Below are 22284 nucleotides of genomic sequence, written 5' to 3'. Positions count from 1 at the left end.
CGCGGCGGCTATGCCACCTACGCGCTGTCGCTAGGTCCCGGCGACCGCATCGGCGTTGCCTGGTTCGTCGACGCGGCGCGAGCCCGGGCGCGGCGCAAGATTGTCCGGCGTCTTGATGTTGCTCGCGAGTCCTGCGGCTTCGAATGCCTTGATCAACCACCAGCCGAGGTCGATCTGACCCGGCAGCAGCCCGAGCTTCGCGGAGCCGGGATAGGCGTGGTGATTGTTGTGCCAGCTTTCGCCCATGCTGATCAGGCCCGCGATGCCGACATTGTAGCCCTGGGCCGCGACGCCTTCGATGATCCAGGTCTGTCCGCCCTTGCGATGCGAGTAATGACCGATCAGCCAGTGACCGGTGACGCAGACGGCGACGCGGACGCAGATGCCCCAGACCAGCCAGCTCCACGAGCCGATCGCGAGGAACAGGATCGCCCAGGGCAATTGCTGCCACATCCAGGTTCGCTCGACGAAGGCGTAGAAGGGGTCATCGGCGAGCCGCCGTTCGAGCCGGAATTCGGGCGGGTGTTTCAGCACCAGCGTGCAGTGCAGTTGCCACCACGCGTCGCGCCAGAAACCGGCGCGGTGGCAGGAGTAGTCGTGGCACGCCGTCTGGCGCTGCGCCCAGTCGCGGAAATCGTGCAACCGCACCATGCCGTAGGGGCCGGCCATCCCGACCAGCGTGCCGAGATAGACGCAGAGCCGCTCCAGCCACAGCGGACAGTCGAAGCTCGCATGGATCAGGCGGCGGTGCATGCCGACTGAATGCCCGAAGCACAGCGTGATCGCGCTGGTGATGATGAATAATGCGAACGCGCTCCACGTGAACAGCAGCGGCCCGAGGACGATCGCGACCGCGGTCATGCTGCCAAGCCACAGCGACTTCGCCGGCGCCCATCGCACGCGCCCGTCCAGCGGATCGGTGCTGGCGTCCACGAAGATTCGCTCCGAGCCGGGTTGCGGCTTCATTCCGTCACCTGAGGTTGCATCGCAGGTTGCGGTGAAGCGATCGTCGCTGTCAATCGGCCGCGCACGTCCGTCATGTCGCAGCCCATATTGGCGTCTGCGGCGGCTTCAGCCGGGTGGCGGCACCCGGCGGATCCTGGGGTGTGCGGAAGCGGCGCGGTGAGGTTATTTGGCCTCGGCGTCCATTTCCGGTTCGACAGCCGTTTCCGGTTCGACTGCCGCCGCTGGTGGTCCAACAGCCACGGCTTTCAGCATCTTTCGTTTCGCCGCGCGGACCTCAATCTGCAGCGGCGGCTGATAGGATTTGCTTGGCGGCACGAAGACGAAGGCATGGTGTCCATCGCCCTTGTTGAGCTTGAGAAGATCGTTGCGGAACTGATCGGCGACGACTTCGCCAACGAGATTGCCGTTGAAGTAGATATCGATCGCGACCCTCTTGTCGGGGTGTTGGTTGTACAGCGCCCAGCCGGAAATCCTTTTTTCGTTGACGACGTCGACATGGCCGGTGATCTCGCCATACAGACTCTCGATGCCGGCCTCGATCACCTCGAGGTCGCTCCTGTAGATCGATCTCGTCACATCGAAGCTGAAATTCGCGGTATCGACGCATTGGTCGAGCAGACCCTGTCGATGCTCCTTCATTCGTTGCAGCGTGTCCAGTTCGCCCAACTTGACGTACATGCCAACGATGCCTTCGATACCAGGATTCATGGTGTCGTTCCCCGCAATGCTACCAGCCAATTCGCCCTTGGCTTCTTTCACAATCGATGCCTCCTTGCGGAAAAATGCTCCCGCCAGGACGAAAAGCGCCTCGTTCCGCCAAGGTCCGTCACGAAGACCTTCATGGCAGGCCTTCATGACATCCCAATCGTCCTGACCTAAAGTCGGCTCGGCCGAACCCGGCCCAACGACAAGGACAGGGAGAGCGAACCGATGGAGCAGATCCGCGTCTGCACGCATGATGGACCTGGAGCCAAGCCGGTAATCCGGACAGTGCCATGGCCGGAAGTCGGCAAAAAGGCGGCCTTGATCAAGGTGGGCGCCTGTGGCGTTTGCGGAACCGATCTGCACATCCTGAAGGGACATTGGCCGAAGCCGTTGCCGTGGCCGTTCACGCTCGGCCATGAACTCGGCGGCGTGATTGTGGAATGCGGCGCGGAGTTCACCGAGGATTTCATGAGCAAGCCGCTGCAGGTGGGATCGAAGGTGATGATCCCGCCCTTGATGCCGTGCGGCCGCTGCTACTACTGCATCCATTATCCCGAGAGCGCCAACAAATGCCTGACGCCGGTCTATTACGGCCGCTATCTCGGTTTCGACAAGGCGCCGCACATGTGGGGCGGCTGGGCTGAATATGTCTATGTCGATCTCGACATGCTGCCCGGCACCAAGATCTACAAATTGCCTGACGACATGTCGCTGCGGCTCGGCGCGCTCTCCGAGCCTCTGACCTCCTGCATCCGCGCCTTCAACCGCGCCACCCGCGCCGGCGGCTTCGGCTGGGGCGACACGGTGGTGATCCAGGGCTCGGGGCCGATCGGTATCCTCGCGGTCGCCGCTGCGCAGGAAATGGGCGCGGGGCGCGTGATCTGCGTCGGCGCGCCGGAGGCGCCGCGCCTTGCGCTGGCGCGCAAGTTCGGCGCCGAGGCGACCGTCGATATCGAGCAGCTCAAGACGCCGGAGCAGCGCATCAAGGCGGTGCGTGACATCGTCGGCGGTTTCGGCGCCGACCTCGTCATGGACTGCTCGGGCCATCCGACCGCCGGCCCCGAGGGCATCGAGATGCTGCGCGACGGCGGCACCTATGTCGAGATGGGGCAGTTCACCGATGCCGGCTCGATCAACACCTCGTGGCACCGTATCTGCACCAAGGATCTCAACGTGCTCGGCTCCTGGGGCTTTACCGGCAACGACCTGCCGCTCGGCGTCGACATGCTCTACCGCACGCGCAACAAATATCCCTGGCTCGACATGCAGACGATCTATCCGTTCACCGAAGACGGCGTCGCCCGCGCGGTTGCCGACGCAATGGCGATGAAAACGGTGAAGTCGACCATCGTGCCGTGGCCGGAATTGGTCGGGTGAAGCAGATGGCGGATGCTGCAAATCCTGCTGCAGTGCTCCCAAGGATTTGTGGCTGGAGCGTTTTCGAGCGAAGTGGATGCCGGTTCGCGTGAAGAAAACGCGTCAAAACAACAATCCAGAGCCCCGTTCCGATTCCATCGGAACGGAAAATGGCTCCAGGGTGCGGCCGATTGGGCCCTGATATCGCTCGCCGGGACGACGGCCCGGCGCTGACATCGGATCATGCATTCGAACCGTGTGCCGCCGAGCGCGACGTTTGCGTGGGGAAACGTGTCCGAGGACTTCGCGCTGTTCAGAACCCTCAGCGCGGAGCAGCGGCTGATCGCCTTTGGCGCAATGACCCGGCGCGACCTCGTGCGCGGCGAGCTGCTGGTCGAGCAGGGCGGCGCCTCCGACGCGCTGTTCCTGGTGCTGCATGGCGCGCTCGCGGTGTACCGGACCAGTCATCCCGAACCGATCGCGGAACTTCGCGCCGGCGAACTGGTCGGCGAGATCGGGTTCTTTGCCAATATCCCGCGCACGGCCAACGTGATTGCGATCCGCGACACCAGCGTGCTGGTGTTGACGCGCGCCGCCTATACGACGCTGGCGCGGGAAACGCCCGAGATCGTCGAGGCGCTGCTGGCTGCGCTCGCGTGGCGGTTTGCCACCGAGACCGCGCGTCTGCTGCCGCTCCGGGCGTCACCGAAGGCGCGCACCGTCGCGCTGATCCCGGGCGGACGGGAACCGGTGCCTGCCGCCTTTGAGCACAGGTTGCGCGAAGGCCTTGCCGCTGCGGGTGCCGAGATCGTCGACCTCGCGCGGATTCAGGCGATGTTTCCCGGCCGCGCGCTCGACGCATCCGAGGTCGCCGACTGGCTCAACAGGATCGAGTACGACGCGCCGCTGGTGGCCTATTTCGGTGGTCCTGACGCATCGGAGTGGGCGCGGAAAACCATCCGCCAGGCCGATCTTGTCGTGTTCGCCTGCCGTGGCCATGCGCCGACGCCCGATCTGACGGAGATCGAACGCTTCGCCTGCGCCGTGCATCCGGCGTCGACGCGGCGCCTCGTCCGGGTTCATGACGTCAGGCGCCACGAGGTCAGCGGCACCGCGGCGTGGCTGGCGCGGCTGCCCTGCTTCATGCATCATCACGTCGCGCTCGAGGACCAGCTCGACATCGACAGCCTGGTTCGCTTCCTGTGCGGTCGCGCCGTCGGATTTGTCGCCGCCGGCGGCGGCAGCCTCGGCACCGCGCATGTCGGCGTCTACAAGGCGTTTCGTGAGCGCGGCGCGATGTTCGACATCTTTGTCGGCACCAGCGTCGGCTCGGCGATGGCGGCGGGCTTTGCCAAGAACTACGACGCCGAGCATCTCGAGCGCGGCACGCATGAGATATTCGTCTCCAGTCGCAGCTTCCGCCGCCCGACCTGGCCGCGCTACGCCTTGCTGGACCACAAGGCGTTCGATGCCGCGCTCGCCGAGCAGTACGGCCACAATTGCCGGATCGAGGACTGCTGGCGGCCGTTCGCGGCGGTCGCGACCAATCTGTCGACGCATAGTCTCGAATTGATCCGCACCGGTCTGCTGTGGCACGCGGTGCGGGCGTCGAGCGCCATCCCCGGTCTGCTGCCGCCGTTCTATACGAGGGACGGCTCGATGCTGGTCGACGGATGCCTCGTCGACAACGTTCCGCTGGCGCAGATGCACCAGATGAAGAGCGGACCGAATCTGGTGGTCCATTTCGGCGACCCGGCAACCGAGATGTTCGACGTCGACTACGCCGCGCTGCCGGGGCGGCTCGAGCTGCTTGCATCGCTGCTGACGCCGTTCCGCAAGAAATTGCTTCCGGCCGCGCCGAGCGCCGTCAACGTGCTGTGGCGAAGCCTCGTCGCGCATCAGCGCTATGATACGCTGCCGACCACGCCGCTCGACATGGTGATGCGTCCGCCGACGCCCGACGGCATCGACGTCACCGATTTCGACCGCCATCAGGAAATCTTCGAATCCTCGTACCGCTGGGCCCGCGAGACCATTGCTGCCTCGGAGGCGGCACATAATCCCGCCATTGCGGCCATCGTCGCGTCGGCCAACGGAGCGGACAAGGGAACGGACATGGTCGCTGACAAGGGCGCGGATCGCGCGACAGCGACCGCGCCGGTTTCCCAACAGGCCCGTGTCGGTTGAGCGGCTTGCAGGCGCCGGCGAAGTCGACCATCGTGCCGGACCGAATCCGGAGAACACGATGCCTTTCGATTTGATCCTGCGCGGCGGACGGGTGATCGACCCGTCGCAGAAACTCGATGCCGTGACCGATGTCGGCTTTGCCGCGGGCAAGGTCGCTGCGGTCGGCCGCGAGTTGCAAGCCGATCCCGCCACCGAGGTCCGCGACGTCTCGGGGCTAATCGTCTCACCGGGCATCATCGACCTGCACACCCATGTCTATTGGGGCGGCACCTCGCTCGGCATCGACGCGGAGGAGTTTTGCCGCAATTCCGGCGTCACCACCTCGGTCGACACCGGCAGCGCCGGCCCCGGCAACTTTGCCGGCTTCCGCAAGCATGTGATCGAGCCGAGCCAGGTCCGCATCCTCGCCTATCTGCACATCTCGCACGCCGGCATCTTCGGCTTCTCGGATCGCGTGATGGTCGGCGAGAGCGAGGAGCTGCGGCTGATGAATCCGAATCGATGCGGCGCGGGTCGCCGACGAGAACCGCGACCTGATCGTCGGCATCAAGGTGCGGGTCGGCCTGTTCGCCTCGGGCACCTCGGGGCTGGTGCCGCTCGAGATCGCGCTCGAGGTTGCCGAGCAGGTCGGCATGCCCCTGATGGCGCATATCGACCATCCGCCGCCGAGCTATGAGGAGGTGCTCGGGCGCCTGCGTCCGGGCGACGTGCTGACCCATGCGTTCCGTCCGTTCCCCAACACACCCGCGACCGCGCAGGGCACGGTGAAGAAGGTCGTGCTGGAGGCGCGCGAGCGCGGCGTGCTGTTCGACATCGGCCATGGCAAGGGCTCGTTCGCCTTCAGGACGGCGCGCGCGATGCTCGCCAACGGCTTCTATCCCGACACCATCTCCTCCGACATCCATCAGCTCTGCATCGACGGCCCGGCATTCGACCAGGTGACGACGATGTCGAAATTCCTCTGCATGGGGATGCCGCTGCCGGACGTGATCGCGGCGTCCACCGTCAATGCCGCGATGGCATTGCGGCGGCCGGAACTCGGCAGCCTCAAGCCGGGCAGCGTCGGCGACGCCACGCTGCTCTCGGTCCGGCAGGGGACGTTCGACTATGTCGATGTGGTCGGCGAGCATCTGACGGGCGATCGCAAGATCACATCCGAAGGCGTCGTGGTCGGCGGACGCTGGTGGCATCCGCGCTAGGATTGATGGACGCGCCGCCGCGGGCATCGAGGTGACTGACATGATCTTCTGGATCGCGGGTGTGGCTGGACTGGCGATCGCCTATCTGCTCGGTTCGACGCCGACGGGGTATCTGGCGGGAAGCTGCTGAGGGGCATCGATATCCGCCAGTATGGCTCCAAATCCACCGGGGCAACGAACGTATTGCGAACCCTCGGGAAGTGGCCCGCATTGGCGGTGCTCCTTGTCGACGTGCTGAAAGGCGTAGCGGCAATCCTGTTTGCCCGCTGGTTTTATCCCTGGTTGTACACCTTGCCATCCGTCACGCCGCCGGCAGCGCTTGATCCGCAAACGTGCGTGTCCTGGGCTGTCTGCCTGGCCGGGCTGGCCGTGTTGCTGGGGCACGGCCGTTCGATCTGGCTGAATTTCACCGGCGGCAAATCGGCCGCGACCGGGCTCGGCGTGTTGCTGGCGATGTCCTGGCCGGTAGGCCTCGGCGCTGCGGCGGCCTTTGGCGCTGTGGTGGCTGTCTTTCGGGTTGTCTCGCTCGGCTCGATGCTGGCGGCATTGACGGCGATCGTCCTCGTCTGCGGCCTGGAGCAGCCGTTGCCCTATCGCTTGCTGGTGATCGCAGGCGGCATCTACGTGATCGTGCGCCATCGTGCCAACATTCAGCGGCTGCTGGCCGGCACGGAGGCGCGGCTCGGGCATTGAGACGTCTTCGGATGTGCAAAGTGATCGCGGTGGGACAGGAGCGGTGACGCGTGGATAGGGTCAATCCTTGACCATCGGTCCGAGCGGCTCCCAGCGCTCGCCGGTGAAGCGCATCATCCGGAACTCCTTGACGACGCGATAGTCGCTGCGGCTGGTGTTGATGGAGAGGCCTGGCAGTAAGAGATCGAGCTTCACGTCCTTCAGATTGGCGGCCTGGCGCATGATGTTGTCGCGCGAGAGATCGTCGCCGCATTGTTGCAGCACGCGCACCAGCAGCTCGGCGGCGCTGTAGCCGTAGGTCGTGAAGAGGCTGTTCCGGTCGCCTTCCGGGTAATAGGAGGCCATGAAGGCGCTCCATCGTTTCATGCTGGCATCGTCGGCCCAGGTCGGGTCGCTGGCTTCCTTGAACGAGCTCGCCGAAATCAGCCCGCGAGCGTGCTCGATCCCCGCCGGCACAAGCACCGCGTCGATCGAGGACGAGCCGACACCCAGCAAATGCAGCGGCTTCCAACCGAGCTCGGCGGTCTTGCGGATGGCCTGCGCGGCGAATTTCGGCGCGGCCATGTCGATCAGCACGTCGACCGCCGCAGCCTTGAGCCGGACCACCTGCAAGTCGATGGTCGGGTCCGTCATGTCATAGGGGGCTTCGGACGCCAGCATGGCCGGCGCCCGCGCGCCGAGCGCGTCCTTCAGCCCCGCGAGATATTCCTTTCCGCTCTCGTCATTCTGGTAGAGCAGGCCGATCCTGGCGTTCGGGTAATTGTCGAGAATGAAACGCGCATAGACGCGGATCTCGGTCCGCAGGTTCGGCGCGAATCCCATGGTCCAGGGAAAGTTGACGGGATCCTCGAACCGCATCGACCGCCCGCCCGCGAAGAGCTGGGGAACGTGGCGGTCGTTGAGATATTTCTGGATCGCGATGTTGGGGGCGTTGCCCACCGACTGGAACATGAACAGGACTTCGTCACTTTCGACGAGCTTGCGGACCTGTTCGACCGTCTTCGCCGGCGTCGCGGCATCGTCGTAGGAAATCAGGTTGATCCGGCGGCCGTTGATGCCGCCCCGCTCGTTGATCATCCGGAAGTAGGCGGCCTGCACCTTGCCGATGACGGAGAATACCGACACCGGGCCGCTATAGGGCATCGTCTGTCCTATCCTGATCTCGGTATCGCTGGCACCGGGATCGTATTTGCGGCCTTCGGCAAACAGGTCGGCCGCTGCAAGCAGACCGAGGCTGATGATCGCAGCTCCGATTGTCGGCCTGAACCAGCCCTTGCGCATCGCGTGGCTCCACGGTCGGCAGTCATGATGGCGATGTCATCCGCGCACCGGGTTGTGGAGGCGTGGTACGACCGTCGAGGAGGCGCCGGCGCTTGGCTGCCTGCTGCCGCGCAAGCATTCCCTCGTAACAGACTCCTAGCATTCGCGCGTGCAGGCGGTCTCGCAACGTCATCGGGCGTTTTGCCGAAGCGGCGTGGAAATACTCCCGACTGATCGGCGAGCCACGTTCCTGTGCGGCGTGAGTTCTTCGTCCGGGAACATTGCGCTCCTTGCGCTCCATCGCCGCGTGAAGATGGCGCGCGCGATGCTCGCCAGCGGCCTCTACCCCGACACCATCTCCTCCGACATCCATCAGCTCTGCATCGACGGATCGGCATTCGACCAGGTGACGACGATGTCGAAATTCCTCTGCATGGGGATGCCTTTGCCGGACGTGATCGCGGCGTCCACCGTCAATGCCGCGATGGCATTGCGGCGGCCGGAGCTCGGCAGCCTCAAGCCGGGCAGCGTCGGCGACGCCACGCTGCTCTCGTCCGGCAGGGGACGTTCGACTATGTCGATGTGGTCGGCGAGCATCTGACGGGCGATCGCAAGATCGCATCCGAAGGCGTCGTGATCGGCGGACGCTGGTGGCATCCGAAATAGGGCACGTACTCACAAAACCGCGTCCGCTTCGTTCTCAAGCAGGCGATAGCGAAGCCGGTCTGGATGCCAAGGGCCGACGGGCGACGTCGTCCCTTGCCAAATTTCAACTAGGGCGCGGACTCGTCAGGCCCCCTCGCGAGCGACCCATATCTTGGCGATCGTTGTCCGCGATGCAGGCTCCGTGCTGGTGCACGCGCACGACGGAACGTGCTCGGGCGAACTACTCGGGATAAGACTCCATGCCCTCCCGCGTCGGCTTCTCGAAAAGAATAAACAGCAAAGGATTGCCCGGCTCAGATGTCACGTCAGTACGCAGTGCAAAGACCTCCCCCGTGACGCTGCTCATATATTCGGCAACAATCTCGCCAAAGCTGTTGCGCTGTACAGCGACCTTCTGCCCAGGGTTGACCCTGTCGTGAAGCTTAACCAGAGGTTCGACGAAGCCGGCTTCGGTCGCAACAATCGGGAAGCCACTGTTGCCAATGAAAACAGTCACGTCCTTGCCGGTTTTGCCCATCGGGCCGGATACGATACCGTGGTGTTTGAGTACGTTCATCGTACCCTCAACGAACAGATCGATCATATCAGGAGTGAGTACCCGAGCGGGGCCAATCTCAGAGCAGAACGCAGGAATGCCCACGTCAATCAGAGCGTTATGGAGAACAACCGGATACACCGGATTATTGAAGATCTGGGTAACGGGAAAGAGTTCCAGCATCGCCTTGACCTCCGGAATATTCATATCGCCGAGATTGAAGGCACTAGCACTAAAGCCGGTTGCTCCGGTGTGGAAATCGATGGCGAAGTCGGCGTTCGGCCGCAGCAGACGATTGAACAGCAACCCCGCATGTCGGCTGGTCGGGGTGGGGCCGTTTTCGTCTCCCGGCCATACTCGGTTCATGTCTATGAGGTCGGCACCCAACCCCACGTTGGGCCATCGCCGCTGCATGCTTTCCAAGGCGGGGCGAGACACATCGGTGACCGCAATCACCGTGCCCGACATACTTTTGGGGTCGAGCTGGTTCATCACGGTCATGACCGTATGGATCGAGCTCATCTCGTCGCCGTGCACACCACTGATCAGAAGGACGCGCTTGCCTGGCCTTACCCCCTTCGCGACCACTACCGACACATTCCAGTGTTTGCCCGTAGGCATCTGCACGCCCTGAAAATAGAAGAGATGCTTCTGCCCGGGCTCAAGGTCGTTGACGTCCAGCGCGCTGATGACCTTCTTCCCCTGGATCACATCGCCGGTATAGACGGTCCCCGCCGACGCAGCCGACGCTTCGCCAGCAGCGTTAGCGTTGACAGCGAAGGCGGCCGAGGCTCCAGCGGTGGCGATAGATGCAATCAAGAAGTTGCGGCGATCGAGACCTTTTTCGGAATTGTCTGGCATGGTGTCAATTCTCGCTTTTTTATGATGGTACGATCAGAGAATGAAACGCATAATGGTCGCGACATCCCGCGACTGCCGGGCACCGAAGTGTGTTACTGATCTCATCAGGGTGCAAGATTGTTGCGCGAGCTGATGTTGGAATTGGCTCGGACTAGGGACTTTGCAGCGTTGTTCGCCAAACTCCAGGATGGCAGATCATCAGAGAGGGACCGGCCTCGCGTCGGTTCGCTGCTGTGCAACAATGCGTGGGCTATCGGGGCACAGCGGACACTGACAACGCGTCAGCGCGGCGCGTTTATGGGTTCACGGCCTTAGATCAGCGAATGCAAAGCCATGACCGCGGCCTCGCGGCTCTCCACCGGAACAAAGAAGCTTACCGAATGCGATGACAAAACATACTTGTCGGCGATGATTCCGTGACGTTGCAGAATCTGAACCGCCTTGTATGGCAGGTCCGAGGAAATGCCGCCGAAGCATGTGAGGCTCACCGAACTCAGCGTCTCGCGCTGTTTGCGCAGGTCTTTGCTCCGTTCCAGTGTGCGCAGCAACGCGTCGAGTGTCTCAGAATTGCAAGTCATCATGATGCGGGTTTTTTCGGCGGTGAAAGCCGAGGCGAGGAGTTGCGGCCAAGGCAAGCCATTTTGCTGGAGATGCTGCGCGAACTTCTCAAAGCCTTGATTGAGGTCCGCCGAATCGATCTCCACATGCTCAATGCGAGCCATCGAGTTGACGGCCAGGACTTTTCCGTTCTCCATGCCTGCGACCTCCTTCATCACTTGCGTGCTGTGTCGAGCGCCGCCCCACTTTCTCAGGACCAAAGGCACGTTTTGGCTGTGGGCCAGCTCCACGCTGCGAAAGTGCAGGACTTTGGCGCCCCAGAAGCACATTTCGGATAGGGATGCGAAATCCAGCTGACGCAAGGGTCTTGCGTCCGCGACGATGCGCGGGTCAGCCGAGCAAACTCCGTCGACCTCCTTGATGATCTCGCAGCACTCCGCCTTGAGCGCCGCAGCCATGGCGACCGCGGTGGTATCGCTGCCACCGCGGCCAAGCGTCGTGATTTCCTTGGTCAGCGGGTTCACGCCCTGAAAGCCCGCCGAAAACCACGATGCGTCCACGATCGAGTTCTTCGCGCACGCGAATGGGCCGCACGTCCAGAATGCGTGCGGAGGAATGGGACCCGTCGGTCATGACACCGGCCTGACTGCCGGTAAAGCTGATCGCCGGCACGCCGAGATCGGACAGCGCCATGCTCATCAAGGACATGCTGATGCGCTCGCCGGTGGTCAAGAGCATATCGAGTTCGCGGCGATTGGGATGCGGGCTGACCTGATAGGCCATCCTGACGAGTTCATCGGTGGTCTTGCCCATCGCTGAAACGATCGCCACGACACGATGACCGCGGCCATGCAAATCGGCGACACTGCTCGCGGCCGCGCGGATTCTTGCCGGTGTTTCGAGACAGACGCCGCCGTATTTTTGCACGATGATGGGATTGCTAGGCATTGTTGCCCGCGTCGTGTTGGAAGGCGCAGCTGAACCCGATCAGATCGTTCTCCCCTTCGACGCCTTTGCGGTCTTTGATCGTTTTGCCACGACCCGCACAGCGCCCCGGTCGCGCTTCTTGCGATCCGTTTCCGCGTGCTGAGCTTTCGTCCCGCCGCGGTGAGCGGCGTATTCCTTGCCGTCGATCGGCGCGACATGTGGTGGATCTCGATCGAGATACGGTCGCCCGATTCCAAAATCCGGTCCACGCGCATCGATCCATTTCCAAAGGGCCTCGGTGGAGACCCAACGCTCCGCCCGCGTCGCGCCTCTGACGCTCACGACATCGACGGCAAGCCCGTGGCCATAGCCGCCGCGGAAGCTCCCGCCATGGTATGACTTGTCGGACGCCGCCTTCAGGCCGCTCGCGATCGATTGACGGTAGTCATCGCGGAACGCGCTGGTGATGCCGGGCGCCAACCCGGCCTGCTCCGCCGCGTAAAGTGCGTGAAACAGCTTGAGTTTGAAGTTTCGATCCACCCCTCCAATCACGTAGTCGATCATCGGCATGCCCACTCGTTCCGCCGCCTTCGGATCCTTCCACGTGAAATCGTTATCGACGCGCCTGGTGAACGTCCTGGTGACAGTCACCGTCTTGCGCTTCTTCTTGACGGTCACTTTCCGCTGCTCTTGCACGCTGATCGTGTCTTGCTTCGGCGTCCGCTGGTAGAGCGCCCACAGGTACCGGTCGATGCAGACATCGACGACGAGGCACTCCTCGAAAATATCCAGGGGTCTCGCGGCCTCCTCGGCGTCACCAGACACTGGAGGCAGGCTCGCCGTTGCCGCTTGCACCGGCGATGTTTCGGCCGGCAGCGTCTGCGACGAATCCGGCAACGCAGCCACGACGATTGACTTCGGCTCGCTGGAGGTTGCTGTCGCATCAGGGGGCGTCGCCGGCACCAATTTCAACCGCCATCGCCGCATCGGCGTTGGCGACAGCGTTACCCATGACGCCCGCCTGCGGCGTGGCCATCGTGTCGGACGCCGGCCCCGTCACGGGTTCTGCAGCCATCGCTGCTTCAGCATTCACTTTGGTGACGTTGTCGACTGCCGTGGCCTGTCGCGTATCAGCCAGTTCGGCGTTGGCGGCGAGAGATGGTGCGAGGTCCTCGATGGACACTGCGCCGCTGTTCCCGATGCCGGCAGAGCCGGCAAGCCAGGCAAAGAGCCAACCTGCGAGAACGACCGTCCCGCACAACTCCGGAGTCGCAATTCGCCGCGGGTTCATCACCCCGTAGCCTCCAAAGGCTCGATCCGAGCCCTGTCTGCATCCGCCCAGCACGCGACGGCATCGATCATTCGGATCAAAATGGAAACGCGCAATGGGCGGAAGCTGTTGGCGCTACGCTTTTCCAGAAAGCGTTGCCCGACCGCAACGCGCGGCCGCGAGCAACCCGGCACGGCGCGTGCTGCTGTGTTCGGTGATTCACCAGCGCTCAAGCTTTGATTCCCATTTTGGGTCAAAAGCCGCCCATAGCGACCGAGCCGGGTGACTTCCGGTTCACCTCGAAGAGCCGACGTTCGCGATCGTCATGCAGACCGTCAGCTATGGGCCCAGGCTGTGTGAAAACCGTGAAAACCTTCTGTTTGAAGTGATTCGCGCGATAAGATTCTCCGACGACTTGCGGGGGATCAGATGAAGCGCTTCGTCGAAGGGTTGGATCGCGGGCAGAGCACACTTTTTCCGGCATCGCTCGACGATTATGTGACCGAGGATAATCCGGTGCGAGCGGTCGACGTGTTCGTTGACGGTCTCGATCTCCGCAAGGTCGGGTTTGCAGGTGTCCAGCCACTCGACACCGGCCGCCCCAGTTATCATCCCGGCACTATGCTCAAGCTCTATATCTACGGCTACCTTGATCGGATTCCGTCGAGCCGGCGCCTCGAGCGGGAATGCCAGCGCAACATCGAGTTGATCTGGTTGACGGGGCAGCTAGCACCGGACTTCAAGACCATCGCGGATTTCCGCAAGGACAATGGCAAGGCCATCCGTCAGGTCTGTCGCGAGTTCGTCGCGCTGTGCCGCAAGCTTGATCTGTTCAGTGCCGCGAGCGTCGCCATTGATGGATCGAAGTTCAAGGCTATCAATGCCCGGGACAAGAACTTCACCGAGGCCAAGATGAAGAGGCGTCTTGAGCGGATCGATGAGAGCATCGCCCGCTATCTCTCTCAACTGGAGACCGCCGATCGGCATGGCGATGCGGTGCCGGAGGTGAAGGTTGAGCGGTTGAAGGGCAAGATCGAGAAGCTCAAGGAGGAAATCGTCCGGCTCAACGCGATCAACGCAGAGATGATGAAGAGTGAAGACAAGCAGATCTCGCTCTCCGATCCTGACGCTCGCTCGATGGCGACAAGTGGCAAGGATACTGGCATCGTTGGCTACAACGTGCAGATTGCAGTTGATACGCAGCATCATCTCATCGTGGCTCACGAGGTGACCAATGTGGGCAGCGATCGCCACCAGCTCGCCAACATGACCGGGCAGGCGCGTGCCGAGATGGCTGTCGAGACACTCGATGCCGTTGCTGATCGCGGCTACTACGACAGCGAAGAGATTTGCGCCTGCGAGGAGGCTGGCATCACGGTCACACTGCCGAAACCGATGACCTCAGGTGCGAAAGCTGCAGGCCGTTTCGGCAAGCAAGACTTCATCTATGCCGCGACCGAAGACATCTACCGCTGTCCTGCTGGTGAACGGCTGACGTATCGCTTCACCGTCGAGGAGGATGGCAAGATACTCCGCCGTTACTGGACGACTGCTTGCCGCATCTGCGCGCTCAAGGCTCAGTGCACGACCGGCCCCGAACGGCGTATCACGCGCTGGGAGCACGAAGCTGTGCTGGAGAAGGTTCAGCAGCGACTTGACCAAGACCCCAACAAGATGACCTTACGCCGGCAGACGGCGGAGCATCCGTTCGGGACCATCAAGGCCTGGATGGGTGCGACGCACTTCCTGATGCGACGACGACACAAGGTTGCGACCGAAATGGCGCTTAATGTGCTCGCCTACAACATGAAACGCGTAATAGCGATTTTGGGCTGCGCCACACTGCTGGAAGCGATGCAGACGTAACCCGACATTGTACCGGCGCCTCAGCGCTTAGAACCTTCTGGCAGCTCATTGGCAGCCCAGACGAGCTACGAAACCGGTGCGGGAACATCTCGCCCGCCAATTGAAAACAGGGTTCTCACACAGCCTGGGCCAAGACCGGAAGTGCTCGCATTTACCCCATTTCTAAAAATTGCCTTACCTCCTCGAGAAATTGGGCCATTCCGGGATCGTTTTCCAACAGTACGTGATTTTTGCCAGGGAGAGATACAAACCTCGAACCAGGAATAGCTGCGGCTAGGCGGCGGCCTTCTTCTATGGGCTGCATAATTTCTTCTCGGGCATGTAAGACGAGCGTGGGTACAGAAACTTCGGGCAATAGCTCAGTAATGTCGAAATTGCTCACTGTCTCGTAGTAGCGAACAGCGTTCTCTGACGAGGTAGATTTTCGCTGCATGATGTTGAAGGCGGCTGCCTGTTCAACGGTCGCTGTCGGAGCGAGCTGTGATGTCAGCAATTGTCTGAAAGTTGGCTCATCTGAATTCCAACCCACTCGTATTAACGTTCTAGTGGCATTGTAGCGATCGAGGTCTGCTTCGGTCACGGATGGCCGCTTGCAGCGTCCGGTAGCGAAACCTCCATAGAGGATCAATTTTGATACACGGTTTGGGTAGCGGTTTGCGAAAGCCACACTGACCGCGCAGCCTTGTGAATAGCCGAAGAGTGGAAAACGTTCCAACCCGGACGCATCAACAACAGCTTTTAGATCAATCACCCAAGCATCAAGCGACATTTCACTTACGTCCCAATCGGACAAGCCGCTTCCTCGTGCGTCGTAACGAACAAGAGTGTTTCGCCTCGCAAGCTCTACCAGCATGTGGCGGTAAATTGGCAATTCCCAATCGAGCTCCAGATGGCTAAGCCAGTTTGCGGTTTTTACCAAAGGCGGCCCGGTCCCAACTCGCGAGTAAGCCAGTCGCACACCGTCAATTGATCTACAATATTGTACCTGCTGGGCCGAGGGGACGCTCCGACTAGCGTCGACCGCCTCGTTAAGTACGGCAAAATAGATGTCCACCGGTCGCTCAATATTTTTCAGTTTTTGCAGACCCCGCGACGCAAAAGAGACATCGATCTTGCGATCCACCTGATCATAGACGACAGCTGATACGCAAATTCCACCAGGGTCACAAATACCTTCCAATCGCGCGGCGATGTTTACACCGTCCCCGAAAATGTCGTTGTCATCGAATATGATGTCACCAACGTGGATGCCTATACGAAATTCGATACGCCGATCCTGTGGCCCATTAGGATTATGCTCAGCCATGCTACGTTGGATTTCAACTGCACTGCGGATCGCATCGACTGAGCTGCCAAACTCAACCAACATACCGTCGCCGGTCGTCTTGACGATACGGCCTCGGTGAGAAGCTATAGACGGATCAACGATCACTTTTCTGACGGTCTTTAAGCCGGCGAGCGTCCCTTCCTCGTCAATTCCCATCAGGCGGCTGTACCCAGCAACATCCGCCGCCAGCACGGCCGCCAGCCGTCGTTCCATCCGTTCGCCCGTCAAGGACTTGATCCCAGATTGGTGATTTCGGCATCAAAGCATATTGGATTGGCGTCGGGCTAGGTCCCATATCGGCTGTGGGTCAAAAGCCGTCCACGGCGGCCGAGCCAAGGGACTTCCGGTTACTCTCGAAGAGCCGACCTTCCCGGTGGTCATGCAGACCGTCAGCTTAGGGGCCAAAAGCCGACTTCATCGACTTTCCCCGGCAGATCTAAGGCCGCATCGCCCCGTCCGGCCAAACTAGGGCAGCTATAATGTGAAACGCGGATCGGCTGAGAGCGCCGATCGGGCGACGTAGTCGAGTTCGCCCCGTGCAATCCCGATATCCATCAACTCTCTGTCGCTCAGATCGTCCAGCGCAGCACGCAGCCTCTCGCGTTTGCGCCACTCACGAAATGCATTCCAATATGCCTCGAGGGGACTGTAAAACTGCCGCCTTGCCGTTGCTGGTCCAAACTCACTGGTTCCGTGGATGGTGCTCATTGGAATGTCCAGGTTGGTCTATTTCTGCCAAGCGAGATTGCAGGCACATCCCCTGGCGCGCTTAACAGTTGGCTTACATTTCCCTTACGGGCAGCTTATTCTTGGGGTTTCAGAGGTGGCCGCGAGAGGGAATGCAGCTTGCGTTTTCTTTTTGAGGATTACGCATTGGATACCGACAGGCGCGAACTGCAGCGCGCAACGGAAGAGGTCGTTGTCGCACCCCAAGTATTCGACCTGATTGAATACCTGATCCGGAACAGGGAGCGCGTCGTCAGCAAAGACGACCTCGTCGGCGCCGTTCGGAAGGGTCGCGTCGTCTCGGATGCCGCGCTAACGACTTGCCTGAACGCCGCCCGGAGCGCAATCGGCGACACGGGCGAGAAACAGCACTTGATCAAAACATTGCCGCGCAAAGGTTTCCGCTTCGTTGGCGCAGTGAAGGAAGACCGGAGGCCCGCAAATGAGACGATTGGCCCAATTGAGCGAACCGGCGAAGCGCCGCCGCGCCTATCCATCGTCGTGCTACCCTTCGCGAACCTGAGCGGTGATCGTGAGCAGGACTATTTCGCGGACGGTATAACCGAGAGTTCTGACCACGGACCTGTCGCGCATCGGTGGTTCATTCGTAATGGCACAGAACAGCGCCGTCTCATACAAGGGCAGAGCTGTCGATGTCCGCCAAGTCGGCCGCGAATTGAATGTTCGCTACGTGCTCGAAGGCTCAGTGCAACGCAGCGGCAAGCGACTTCGGATGAATGTTCAGCTGATCGATGCCAGGAGCGGCCAGCATCTTTGGGCCGATCGCTTCGAGAAGCCTGTCGTCGACCTGTTCGATATGCAGGACGAAATCGTGTCGAGGCTCGCCGGTGCATTAGGTGCCCAGCTCATCGAGGCTGAGGCGCGACGAGCCGAGCGTACGCTGCATCCCGATGCGATGGACTTGTACTTCCAGGGCCGGGCCTGGTTCATGAAGGGGATTAGCCTTGAATGCGTGACGCAAGCGCGGGGCTTCTTCGAACGCTCGCTGGAGTTCGATCCCCGCAACGTCGAAGCAATGATTGGTCTGGCAAATGTTGATACGGTAGTTGGAGGTAGCTTTACGACGGATGATGGGCCCGCGCGGCTTGCGGCGGCCGAGGCGATGATGAACAAGGTATTGTCGATTAGGCCGAACAGTGCCTCAGCCCACATGGCTCGGGGTTGGGTCCAGACCTTTACGAACCGGGCCGCCCAAGGCATCCGTGAGTTCGAACATGCGTTGGCGCTGGCTCCGAATTGGTCCACGCTCATGCTGCCCTTGGTTTCGCCAAATCCTACATAGGTCGCGCTACCGAGACCGAAGGCCATATACTCGAAGCTTTACGGCTCTCTCCTCGCGACGTTTTCGCTTACCAGTGGGCGTGTTTTGCGGGCGTGGCCAAGCTGCTGCTTGGTTCAGACGTCGAAGCCGTCAGTTGGCTGCGACGAAGCACCGAGGCGAACCGTAACTTTCATCTCGCTCATATATCGCTCGCCGCTGCCTTGGCCTTGACCGGCGCGCTCGATGAGGCGCGAACTGCTGCGAGAACGGGACTTGCGCTCAACTCAGGTTTCACCATTCGTCGCTTGCTCGCAGCTCAACAAAGCGACAATCCAATTTACCTTGCCGGGCTGCAGCGCTTGTGTGAAGGCTGGCGCCTCGCTGGCGTGCCGGAAGGGTGATGAGCGCTTCGGGCCGTCTTCGGTGCTTTACTGCCCTACGTCGGCTTTGGGTCAAAGTGCGACATCTGGGCCTTCGGGGCCGGTATCAGTTGTACTCTCGTATCCGGACATCTCCGCGATGGCCCGGAGGTCAGGAACGGTGACAGAAGCCGACATCTGAGCTGGCCTTCGGCACGTCTGCGTTGGTTGGCTGGACAATCGAACTACCCACCAAGCGAACGGAAACTCAATTCCTAGTTGCTTTCGAACTCCTGTAGTCGACAACGGAGTTCGTTGTCGACAGTTGCTGCATAACGGCTGTCACTTTGATACCAGTCGGGAGCAAAGTCGGTGCATCGTAGTCTCATCTCGATCGCCTTGTGGCTATTCTTCTGCATGTCTACTGCAAGGCTGCTTCGAGAAAACGGACTGGAATAGGACGAGCTATCCTTTCGCGTGTGGGAGCGCGCGCTGAACGAGGATAAGACGACGACGCACATGCAATCGCCGGGCGCGAGGCGTTTGCGCGATTTCGGAATATTGGAAATGTATCCCTGAGTTGCCCGACGTGTCAAGTTGCCTTGTCGAACGCCGGCAGCCGCCAGCTCCTTTGCATGGGGTTGTTTTCGATATTTTGGCCGCGCGCAGCTGCGGTGGTCGCTTGGGGGCGAAGGGGGTCTGCGGACCAGCCGATTGCTTATTCGGTCTTGTCGACGTTCCAGAACACCGGCGGCGCCGGGCCTTCCAGCACGCCGGTGAGCGATCTGCGCCAGGCGCTGGGCAAGCGGAACTGGCCGAGCGGGATATAGATCACCTGCTCGTAGGCTTGCTTTTGAATCTCGACCGCGACCTTCTTCTGCTCCTCAGGCGAAGTGGCGCGCGCATAGGCGTCGCGCATCTGCTCGAGCTTGGCGTCTTCGGGCCAGCCGAACCAGGCCCGCTTGCCGTTCGCGGCGATCTGGTTGTTGACGATCGGGTTCATCACCTCGGTCGCGCCGGTGAAGGTGAAGAACAGGTTCCAGCCGCCTTCCTTGGGCGGCTTCTGGCTGGCGCGGCGGCTCACCACGGTCTGCCAGTCCGTCACCTGCGCGTCGACGTTGAAGCCGGCCGCACGCAACAGCTGCGCCGCGACCGTCGGCGGCCCCTTCAGCGTCTGCACGTCGCCGGGGATCATGATCACGACGGGCGTGCCGTCATAGCCCGAGGCGGCCAGCGCCTTCTTCGCCTCGGCCATGCCGTTGCCCTTGATCAGCGTCTCGGCGCCGGCGTCGCTGGCGAGCGGCGTGTCGCAGGCGAAATAGGAGCCGCAAATCTCGTAATATTTCGCGTTGCCGACGGTGGCGTCGAGCACGTCCTTCTGGTTCATCGCCAGGAATGCGGCGCGGCGGACCTTGGCGTTGTCGAATGGCGGGTGCAGGAAGTTCATCCGGCCCTCGATCTGGAAGCCGAACTTGTTCAGCACCGCCACGATGAGATCGGAGTTCGCCTCGAGCACCGGCAGCAGGTCGACCGACGGCTGCTCCAGGAAGTCGATCTCGCCGGATTGCAGCGCGTTGATCGCGGTCTGCGCGTCGGGCATCGTGACCCATTCGACGCGATCGACCTTCGCGACCTTGCCGCCCGACAGCCAATCCGGCTTGTCCTTGCGCGGCACGTAGTCGGCGTTGCGCTCATAGACGGCCTTCACGCCCGGCTGGAATTCCGCGGTCACGAATTCGAACGGCCCGCAACCGATCTGCTCGGCGATCTGCTTGCCCGGCGCCGTCTCCGCGAGCCGCTTCGGCATCATGAAGGCGACGTAGGAGGAGGGCTTTGCCAGCGACTCCAGCACGAGGCCGTACGGCTCCTTGAGCTTGAGCACGATCGCCTTCGGCCCGCTCGCCTCGAGGGAAGCGGTGAATTCGGCCAGCTTCTGCGCCATGCCGTCGACGGCGGTCCAGCGCTTCAGCGAGGCGATGCAGTCCTCCGCCGTGACGGGCGCGCCGTCATGCCATTTCAGGCCGTCGCGCAGCGTGAAGGTGTAGGTGAGCTTGTCGTCCGAGATCGTCCAGTCCGCCATTTGCGGGCGGACCTTGAAGTTTGAATCGATGCCGAGCAGCGTGTCGTAGACCATGTAGCCATGGTCGCGGGTGATGTAGGCGGTGGTGAAACCGGGATCGATGATGCGCAGGTCCGAATGCATCACTGCGGTGATGGTCTTGCCCTTGCCCGCGGCAAAGGCGCGCGATGACAGGATGGCCGGCGCCGCGATGGCCGGCGGCACGCCGGCCGCAAGCTTGAGGAGCGTTCTGCGCGAAACTTCGACCATTCGCCGTCTCCCGATCTGTCATTGCGCCGGCATGCATGCCACAGCGGCTGGCATGCTTCACCAATCCGTTGCGCAAAGCAAGCAAGGGCCGTCCCGCCAATCCGGCGCCGGGCTGCCTGGATTGAGGACGTGAACGTTCGATGACCGAGACCGCTGCGCGCGCCGCCGCCGGCACTGCACAAGTCCGCATCCTGCATAGGAGCCTGCGCTTCCTGCCGCACCTCGCAGGCTGTTCGGACCCCGATCCGCCGTGTAGGCTTGCGGTCTGCCGGCCAGCAATAAGGCCACATCCCGCAAATCCTGAGGGAACAAGCAGTCGAGGGAGACCGAAAGAACCGTCATGACCGATATCCGATACGTAGCACCGCGCACGCTTGACGAAGCGATTGGCGCATTTGCTGCCGCCGGGAGTGCCGCCCGCATTATGGCAGGGGGCACCGACTTATTGGTGCAAATGCGCTCCGGCCTGGTGCGGCCGGGACTGATCGTCGACATCAAGAAGATCGGCGAGATGACCGAAATTAGCGAAACCGCCGATGGCGGTTTCCGCGTGGGTGCCGCCGTCTCCGGCATGGAGCTCGCCGAGCATGCGCGCTTTGGCAAGGTATGGCCCGGCGTGCTCGAGGCCGTGAACCTGATCGGCTCCAAGCAGGTGCAAGGCCGCGCTTCCGCCGGCGGCAATCTCTGCAACGGCTCACCGGCCGGCGACAGCGTGCCGGCGATGATCGCGGCGGGTGCCGTCGTCACCGTGCAGGGTCCGAACGGCCGGCGGGACATGAAGGTTGAGGATGTGCCGGCCGGACCTGGCCGCACCAACCTCAAGCCGGGCGAGATCCTGGTGAGCTTCACCTTGCCGCCGCGGCCGAAAGGCTCGGGTGACGCGTACCTGCGGATGATCCCGCGCACCGAGATGGACATCGCGGTGGTCGGGATCGGCGTCAGCCTGACCTTGAAGGACGGTGTCTGCACCGCGGCCCGCGTCGGCCTCGGCGCGGTGGCGCCGACCGCGCTGCTGGTTGAACCAGCGGCAAAGGCGCTGATCGGCTCGAAGCTCGACGATGCCGCGCTCGAAGCCGCGGCTGCCGCATGCCGCGCCGCCTGCCGTCCGATCGACGACAAGCGCGGCACCATCGCTTACCGAACCAAAACCGCCGGCGTGCTGCTCAAGCGCACCGCCGCGATCGCCGCACAGCGCGCGGGAGGACACTAGCA

Annotated in this window: 15 protein-coding genes and 5 pseudogenes; 8 read left to right on the top strand and 12 right to left on the bottom strand. The window is 62.0% G+C overall.

From position 1 onward, the window contains the following. Nucleotides 1-30 precede the first annotated feature (30 nt). Both ACSKB9_RS08070 and ACSKB9_RS08065 read right to left on the bottom strand, forming a co-directional pair. Nucleotides 31-966 (bottom strand): acyl-CoA desaturase, encoded by a 936-nt coding sequence (locus ACSKB9_RS08070; RefSeq protein WP_438072435.1) that lies wholly within the window; start codon nucleotides 964-966, stop codon nucleotides 31-33. Nucleotides 967-1128: 162 nt separating this feature from the next. Continuing rightward, nucleotides 1129-1821, bottom strand: a complete 693-nt coding sequence (locus tag ACSKB9_RS08065) for a hypothetical protein (RefSeq protein ID WP_438072433.1) — start codon at nucleotides 1819-1821, stop codon at nucleotides 1129-1131. Nucleotides 1822-1896: 75 nt separating this feature from the next. Between ACSKB9_RS08065 and ACSKB9_RS08060 the strand changes: the two genes are divergently transcribed. From ACSKB9_RS08060 to plsY, 4 genes and pseudogenes are all read left to right on the top strand, one after another. Beyond that, nucleotides 1897-3048 (top strand): zinc-binding dehydrogenase, encoded by a 1152-nt coding sequence (locus ACSKB9_RS08060; protein WP_438072431.1) that lies wholly within the window; start codon nucleotides 1897-1899, stop codon nucleotides 3046-3048. A 222-nt stretch (nucleotides 3049-3270) separates the two neighbouring features. Then, a complete protein-coding gene (locus tag ACSKB9_RS08055) occupies nucleotides 3271-5214 on the top strand; it encodes a patatin-like phospholipase family protein (RefSeq protein ID WP_438072429.1) in 1944 nt (647 codons plus the stop codon). A gap of 58 nt (nucleotides 5215-5272) precedes the next feature. Further along, nucleotides 5273-6413, top strand: a pseudogene (locus ACSKB9_RS08050) (amidohydrolase/deacetylase family metallohydrolase). A 40-nt stretch (nucleotides 6414-6453) separates the two neighbouring features. Further along, nucleotides 6454-7106 (top strand): annotated as a pseudogene (gene plsY, locus ACSKB9_RS08045) (glycerol-3-phosphate 1-O-acyltransferase PlsY). A gap of 60 nt (nucleotides 7107-7166) precedes the next feature. On the opposite strand, the gene ACSKB9_RS08040 reads toward plsY, so the two are convergent. Further along, the gene (locus tag ACSKB9_RS08040; RefSeq protein ID WP_438072427.1) at nucleotides 7167-8387 is read right to left on the bottom strand and encodes an ABC transporter substrate-binding protein; all 1221 of its coding nucleotides are present in this window, start codon (nucleotides 8385-8387) and stop codon (nucleotides 7167-7169) included. A gap of 289 nt (nucleotides 8388-8676) precedes the next feature. Between ACSKB9_RS08040 and ACSKB9_RS08035 the strand changes: the two are divergent. Further along, nucleotides 8677-9032 (top strand): annotated as a pseudogene (locus ACSKB9_RS08035) (amidohydrolase family protein); the annotation flags it as partial. Between the two features lie 118 nt (nucleotides 9033-9150). Here the strand turns inward: ACSKB9_RS08035 and ACSKB9_RS08030 are convergent. From ACSKB9_RS08030 to ACSKB9_RS08005, 6 genes and pseudogenes are all read right to left on the bottom strand, one after another. Next, nucleotides 9151-9237 (bottom strand): annotated as a pseudogene (locus ACSKB9_RS08030) (IS5/IS1182 family transposase); the annotation flags it as partial. A 15-nt stretch (nucleotides 9238-9252) separates the two neighbouring features. Beyond that, entirely contained in the window at nucleotides 9253-10428 is a 1176-nt protein-coding gene (locus ACSKB9_RS08025) for a M14 family metallopeptidase (protein WP_438072425.1), read from the bottom strand. Nucleotides 10429-10739: 311 nt separating this feature from the next. Continuing rightward, nucleotides 10740-11489 carry an amino acid kinase family protein gene (locus ACSKB9_RS08020; RefSeq protein ID WP_438080107.1) on the bottom strand — a complete coding sequence of 250 codons (750 nt, stop codon included), beginning with the start codon at nucleotides 11487-11489 and terminating at the stop codon, nucleotides 10740-10742. Then, on the bottom strand, nucleotides 11377-11934 hold the full coding sequence (locus tag ACSKB9_RS08015) for an amino acid kinase family protein (protein ID WP_438072423.1): 558 nt from the start codon (nucleotides 11932-11934) through the stop codon (nucleotides 11377-11379). The genes ACSKB9_RS08020 and ACSKB9_RS08015 overlap by 113 nt, the downstream gene beginning before the upstream one ends. Before the next feature lie 39 nt (nucleotides 11935-11973). Further along, entirely contained in the window at nucleotides 11974-12876 is a 903-nt protein-coding gene (locus ACSKB9_RS08010; protein WP_438080105.1) for a hypothetical protein, read from the bottom strand. Next, nucleotides 12857-13096 (bottom strand): hypothetical protein, encoded by a 240-nt coding sequence (locus ACSKB9_RS08005; RefSeq protein WP_438072421.1) that lies wholly within the window; start codon nucleotides 13094-13096, stop codon nucleotides 12857-12859. Before ACSKB9_RS08005 ends, ACSKB9_RS08010 begins: the two co-directional genes overlap by 20 nt. Nucleotides 13097-13612: 516 nt before the next feature. Here ACSKB9_RS08005 and ACSKB9_RS08000 point away from each other — a divergent pair. Then, nucleotides 13613-15049, top strand: coding sequence for an IS1182 family transposase (locus tag ACSKB9_RS08000; protein WP_438072420.1), 1437 nt, complete (start codon nucleotides 13613-13615; stop codon nucleotides 15047-15049). Nucleotides 15050-15200: 151 nt separating this feature from the next. Here ACSKB9_RS08000 and ACSKB9_RS07995 read toward each other — a convergent pair whose 3' ends face one another. Beyond that, entirely contained in the window at nucleotides 15201-16604 is a 1404-nt protein-coding gene (locus tag ACSKB9_RS07995) for an alpha/beta fold hydrolase (RefSeq protein WP_438072418.1), read from the bottom strand. 246 nt (nucleotides 16605-16850) lie between these two features. Next, nucleotides 16851-17084 carry a DUF1127 domain-containing protein gene (locus tag ACSKB9_RS07990; RefSeq protein WP_076831674.1) on the bottom strand — a complete coding sequence of 78 codons (234 nt, stop codon included), beginning with the start codon at nucleotides 17082-17084 and terminating at the stop codon, nucleotides 16851-16853. 138 nt (nucleotides 17085-17222) lie between these two features. Between ACSKB9_RS07990 and ACSKB9_RS07985 the strand changes: the two are divergent. Beyond that, a pseudogene (locus ACSKB9_RS07985) lies at nucleotides 17223-18785 on the top strand (winged helix-turn-helix domain-containing protein). Between the two features lie 676 nt (nucleotides 18786-19461). Here ACSKB9_RS07985 and ACSKB9_RS07980 read toward each other — a convergent pair. Next, nucleotides 19462-21072, bottom strand: coding sequence for an ABC transporter substrate-binding protein (locus ACSKB9_RS07980; RefSeq protein ID WP_438072416.1), 1611 nt, complete (start codon nucleotides 21070-21072; stop codon nucleotides 19462-19464). Between the two features lie 349 nt (nucleotides 21073-21421). Here ACSKB9_RS07980 and ACSKB9_RS07975 point away from each other — a divergent pair, with 349 nt between their 5' ends. Then, a complete protein-coding gene (locus ACSKB9_RS07975; protein ID WP_028336137.1) occupies nucleotides 21422-22282 on the top strand; it encodes an FAD binding domain-containing protein in 861 nt (286 codons plus the stop codon). The last annotated feature ends 2 nt before the right edge of the window (nucleotides 22283-22284 follow it).

The organism is Bradyrhizobium sp. BR 1433 (assembly GCF_051547665.1).
Lineage (GTDB): Bacteria > Pseudomonadota > Alphaproteobacteria > Rhizobiales > Xanthobacteraceae > Bradyrhizobium > Bradyrhizobium australafricanum.
This window is presented reverse-complemented; position numbering and strand designations above follow the sequence as displayed.

Excerpts from the sequence above, each read along its gene's own strand:
- ACSKB9_RS08070 (WP_438072435.1), bottom strand. The coding sequence starts at position 966 with ATGAAGCCGCAACCCGGCTCGGAGCGAATCTTCGTGGACGCCAGCACC.
- ACSKB9_RS08065 (WP_438072433.1), bottom strand. The coding sequence starts at position 1,821 with ATGAAGGCCTGCCATGAAGGTCTTCGTGACGGACCTTGGCGGAACGAG.
- ACSKB9_RS08060 (WP_438072431.1), top strand. The coding sequence starts at position 1,897 with ATGGAGCAGATCCGCGTCTGCACGCATGATGGACCTGGAGCCAAGCCG.
- ACSKB9_RS08055 (WP_438072429.1), top strand. The coding sequence starts at position 3,271 with ATGCATTCGAACCGTGTGCCGCCGAGCGCGACGTTTGCGTGGGGAAAC.
- ACSKB9_RS08040 (WP_438072427.1), bottom strand. The coding sequence starts at position 8,387 with ATGCGCAAGGGCTGGTTCAGGCCGACAATCGGAGCTGCGATCATCAGC.
- ACSKB9_RS08025 (WP_438072425.1), bottom strand. The coding sequence starts at position 10,428 with ATGCCAGACAATTCCGAAAAAGGTCTCGATCGCCGCAACTTCTTGATT.
- ACSKB9_RS08015 (WP_438072423.1), bottom strand. The coding sequence starts at position 11,934 with ATGCCTAGCAATCCCATCATCGTGCAAAAATACGGCGGCGTCTGTCTC.
- ACSKB9_RS08000 (WP_438072420.1), top strand. The coding sequence starts at position 13,613 with ATGAAGCGCTTCGTCGAAGGGTTGGATCGCGGGCAGAGCACACTTTTT.
- ACSKB9_RS07990 (WP_076831674.1), bottom strand. The coding sequence starts at position 17,084 with ATGAGCACCATCCACGGAACCAGTGAGTTTGGACCAGCAACGGCAAGG.
- ACSKB9_RS07980 (WP_438072416.1), bottom strand. The coding sequence starts at position 21,072 with ATGGTCGAAGTTTCGCGCAGAACGCTCCTCAAGCTTGCGGCCGGCGTG.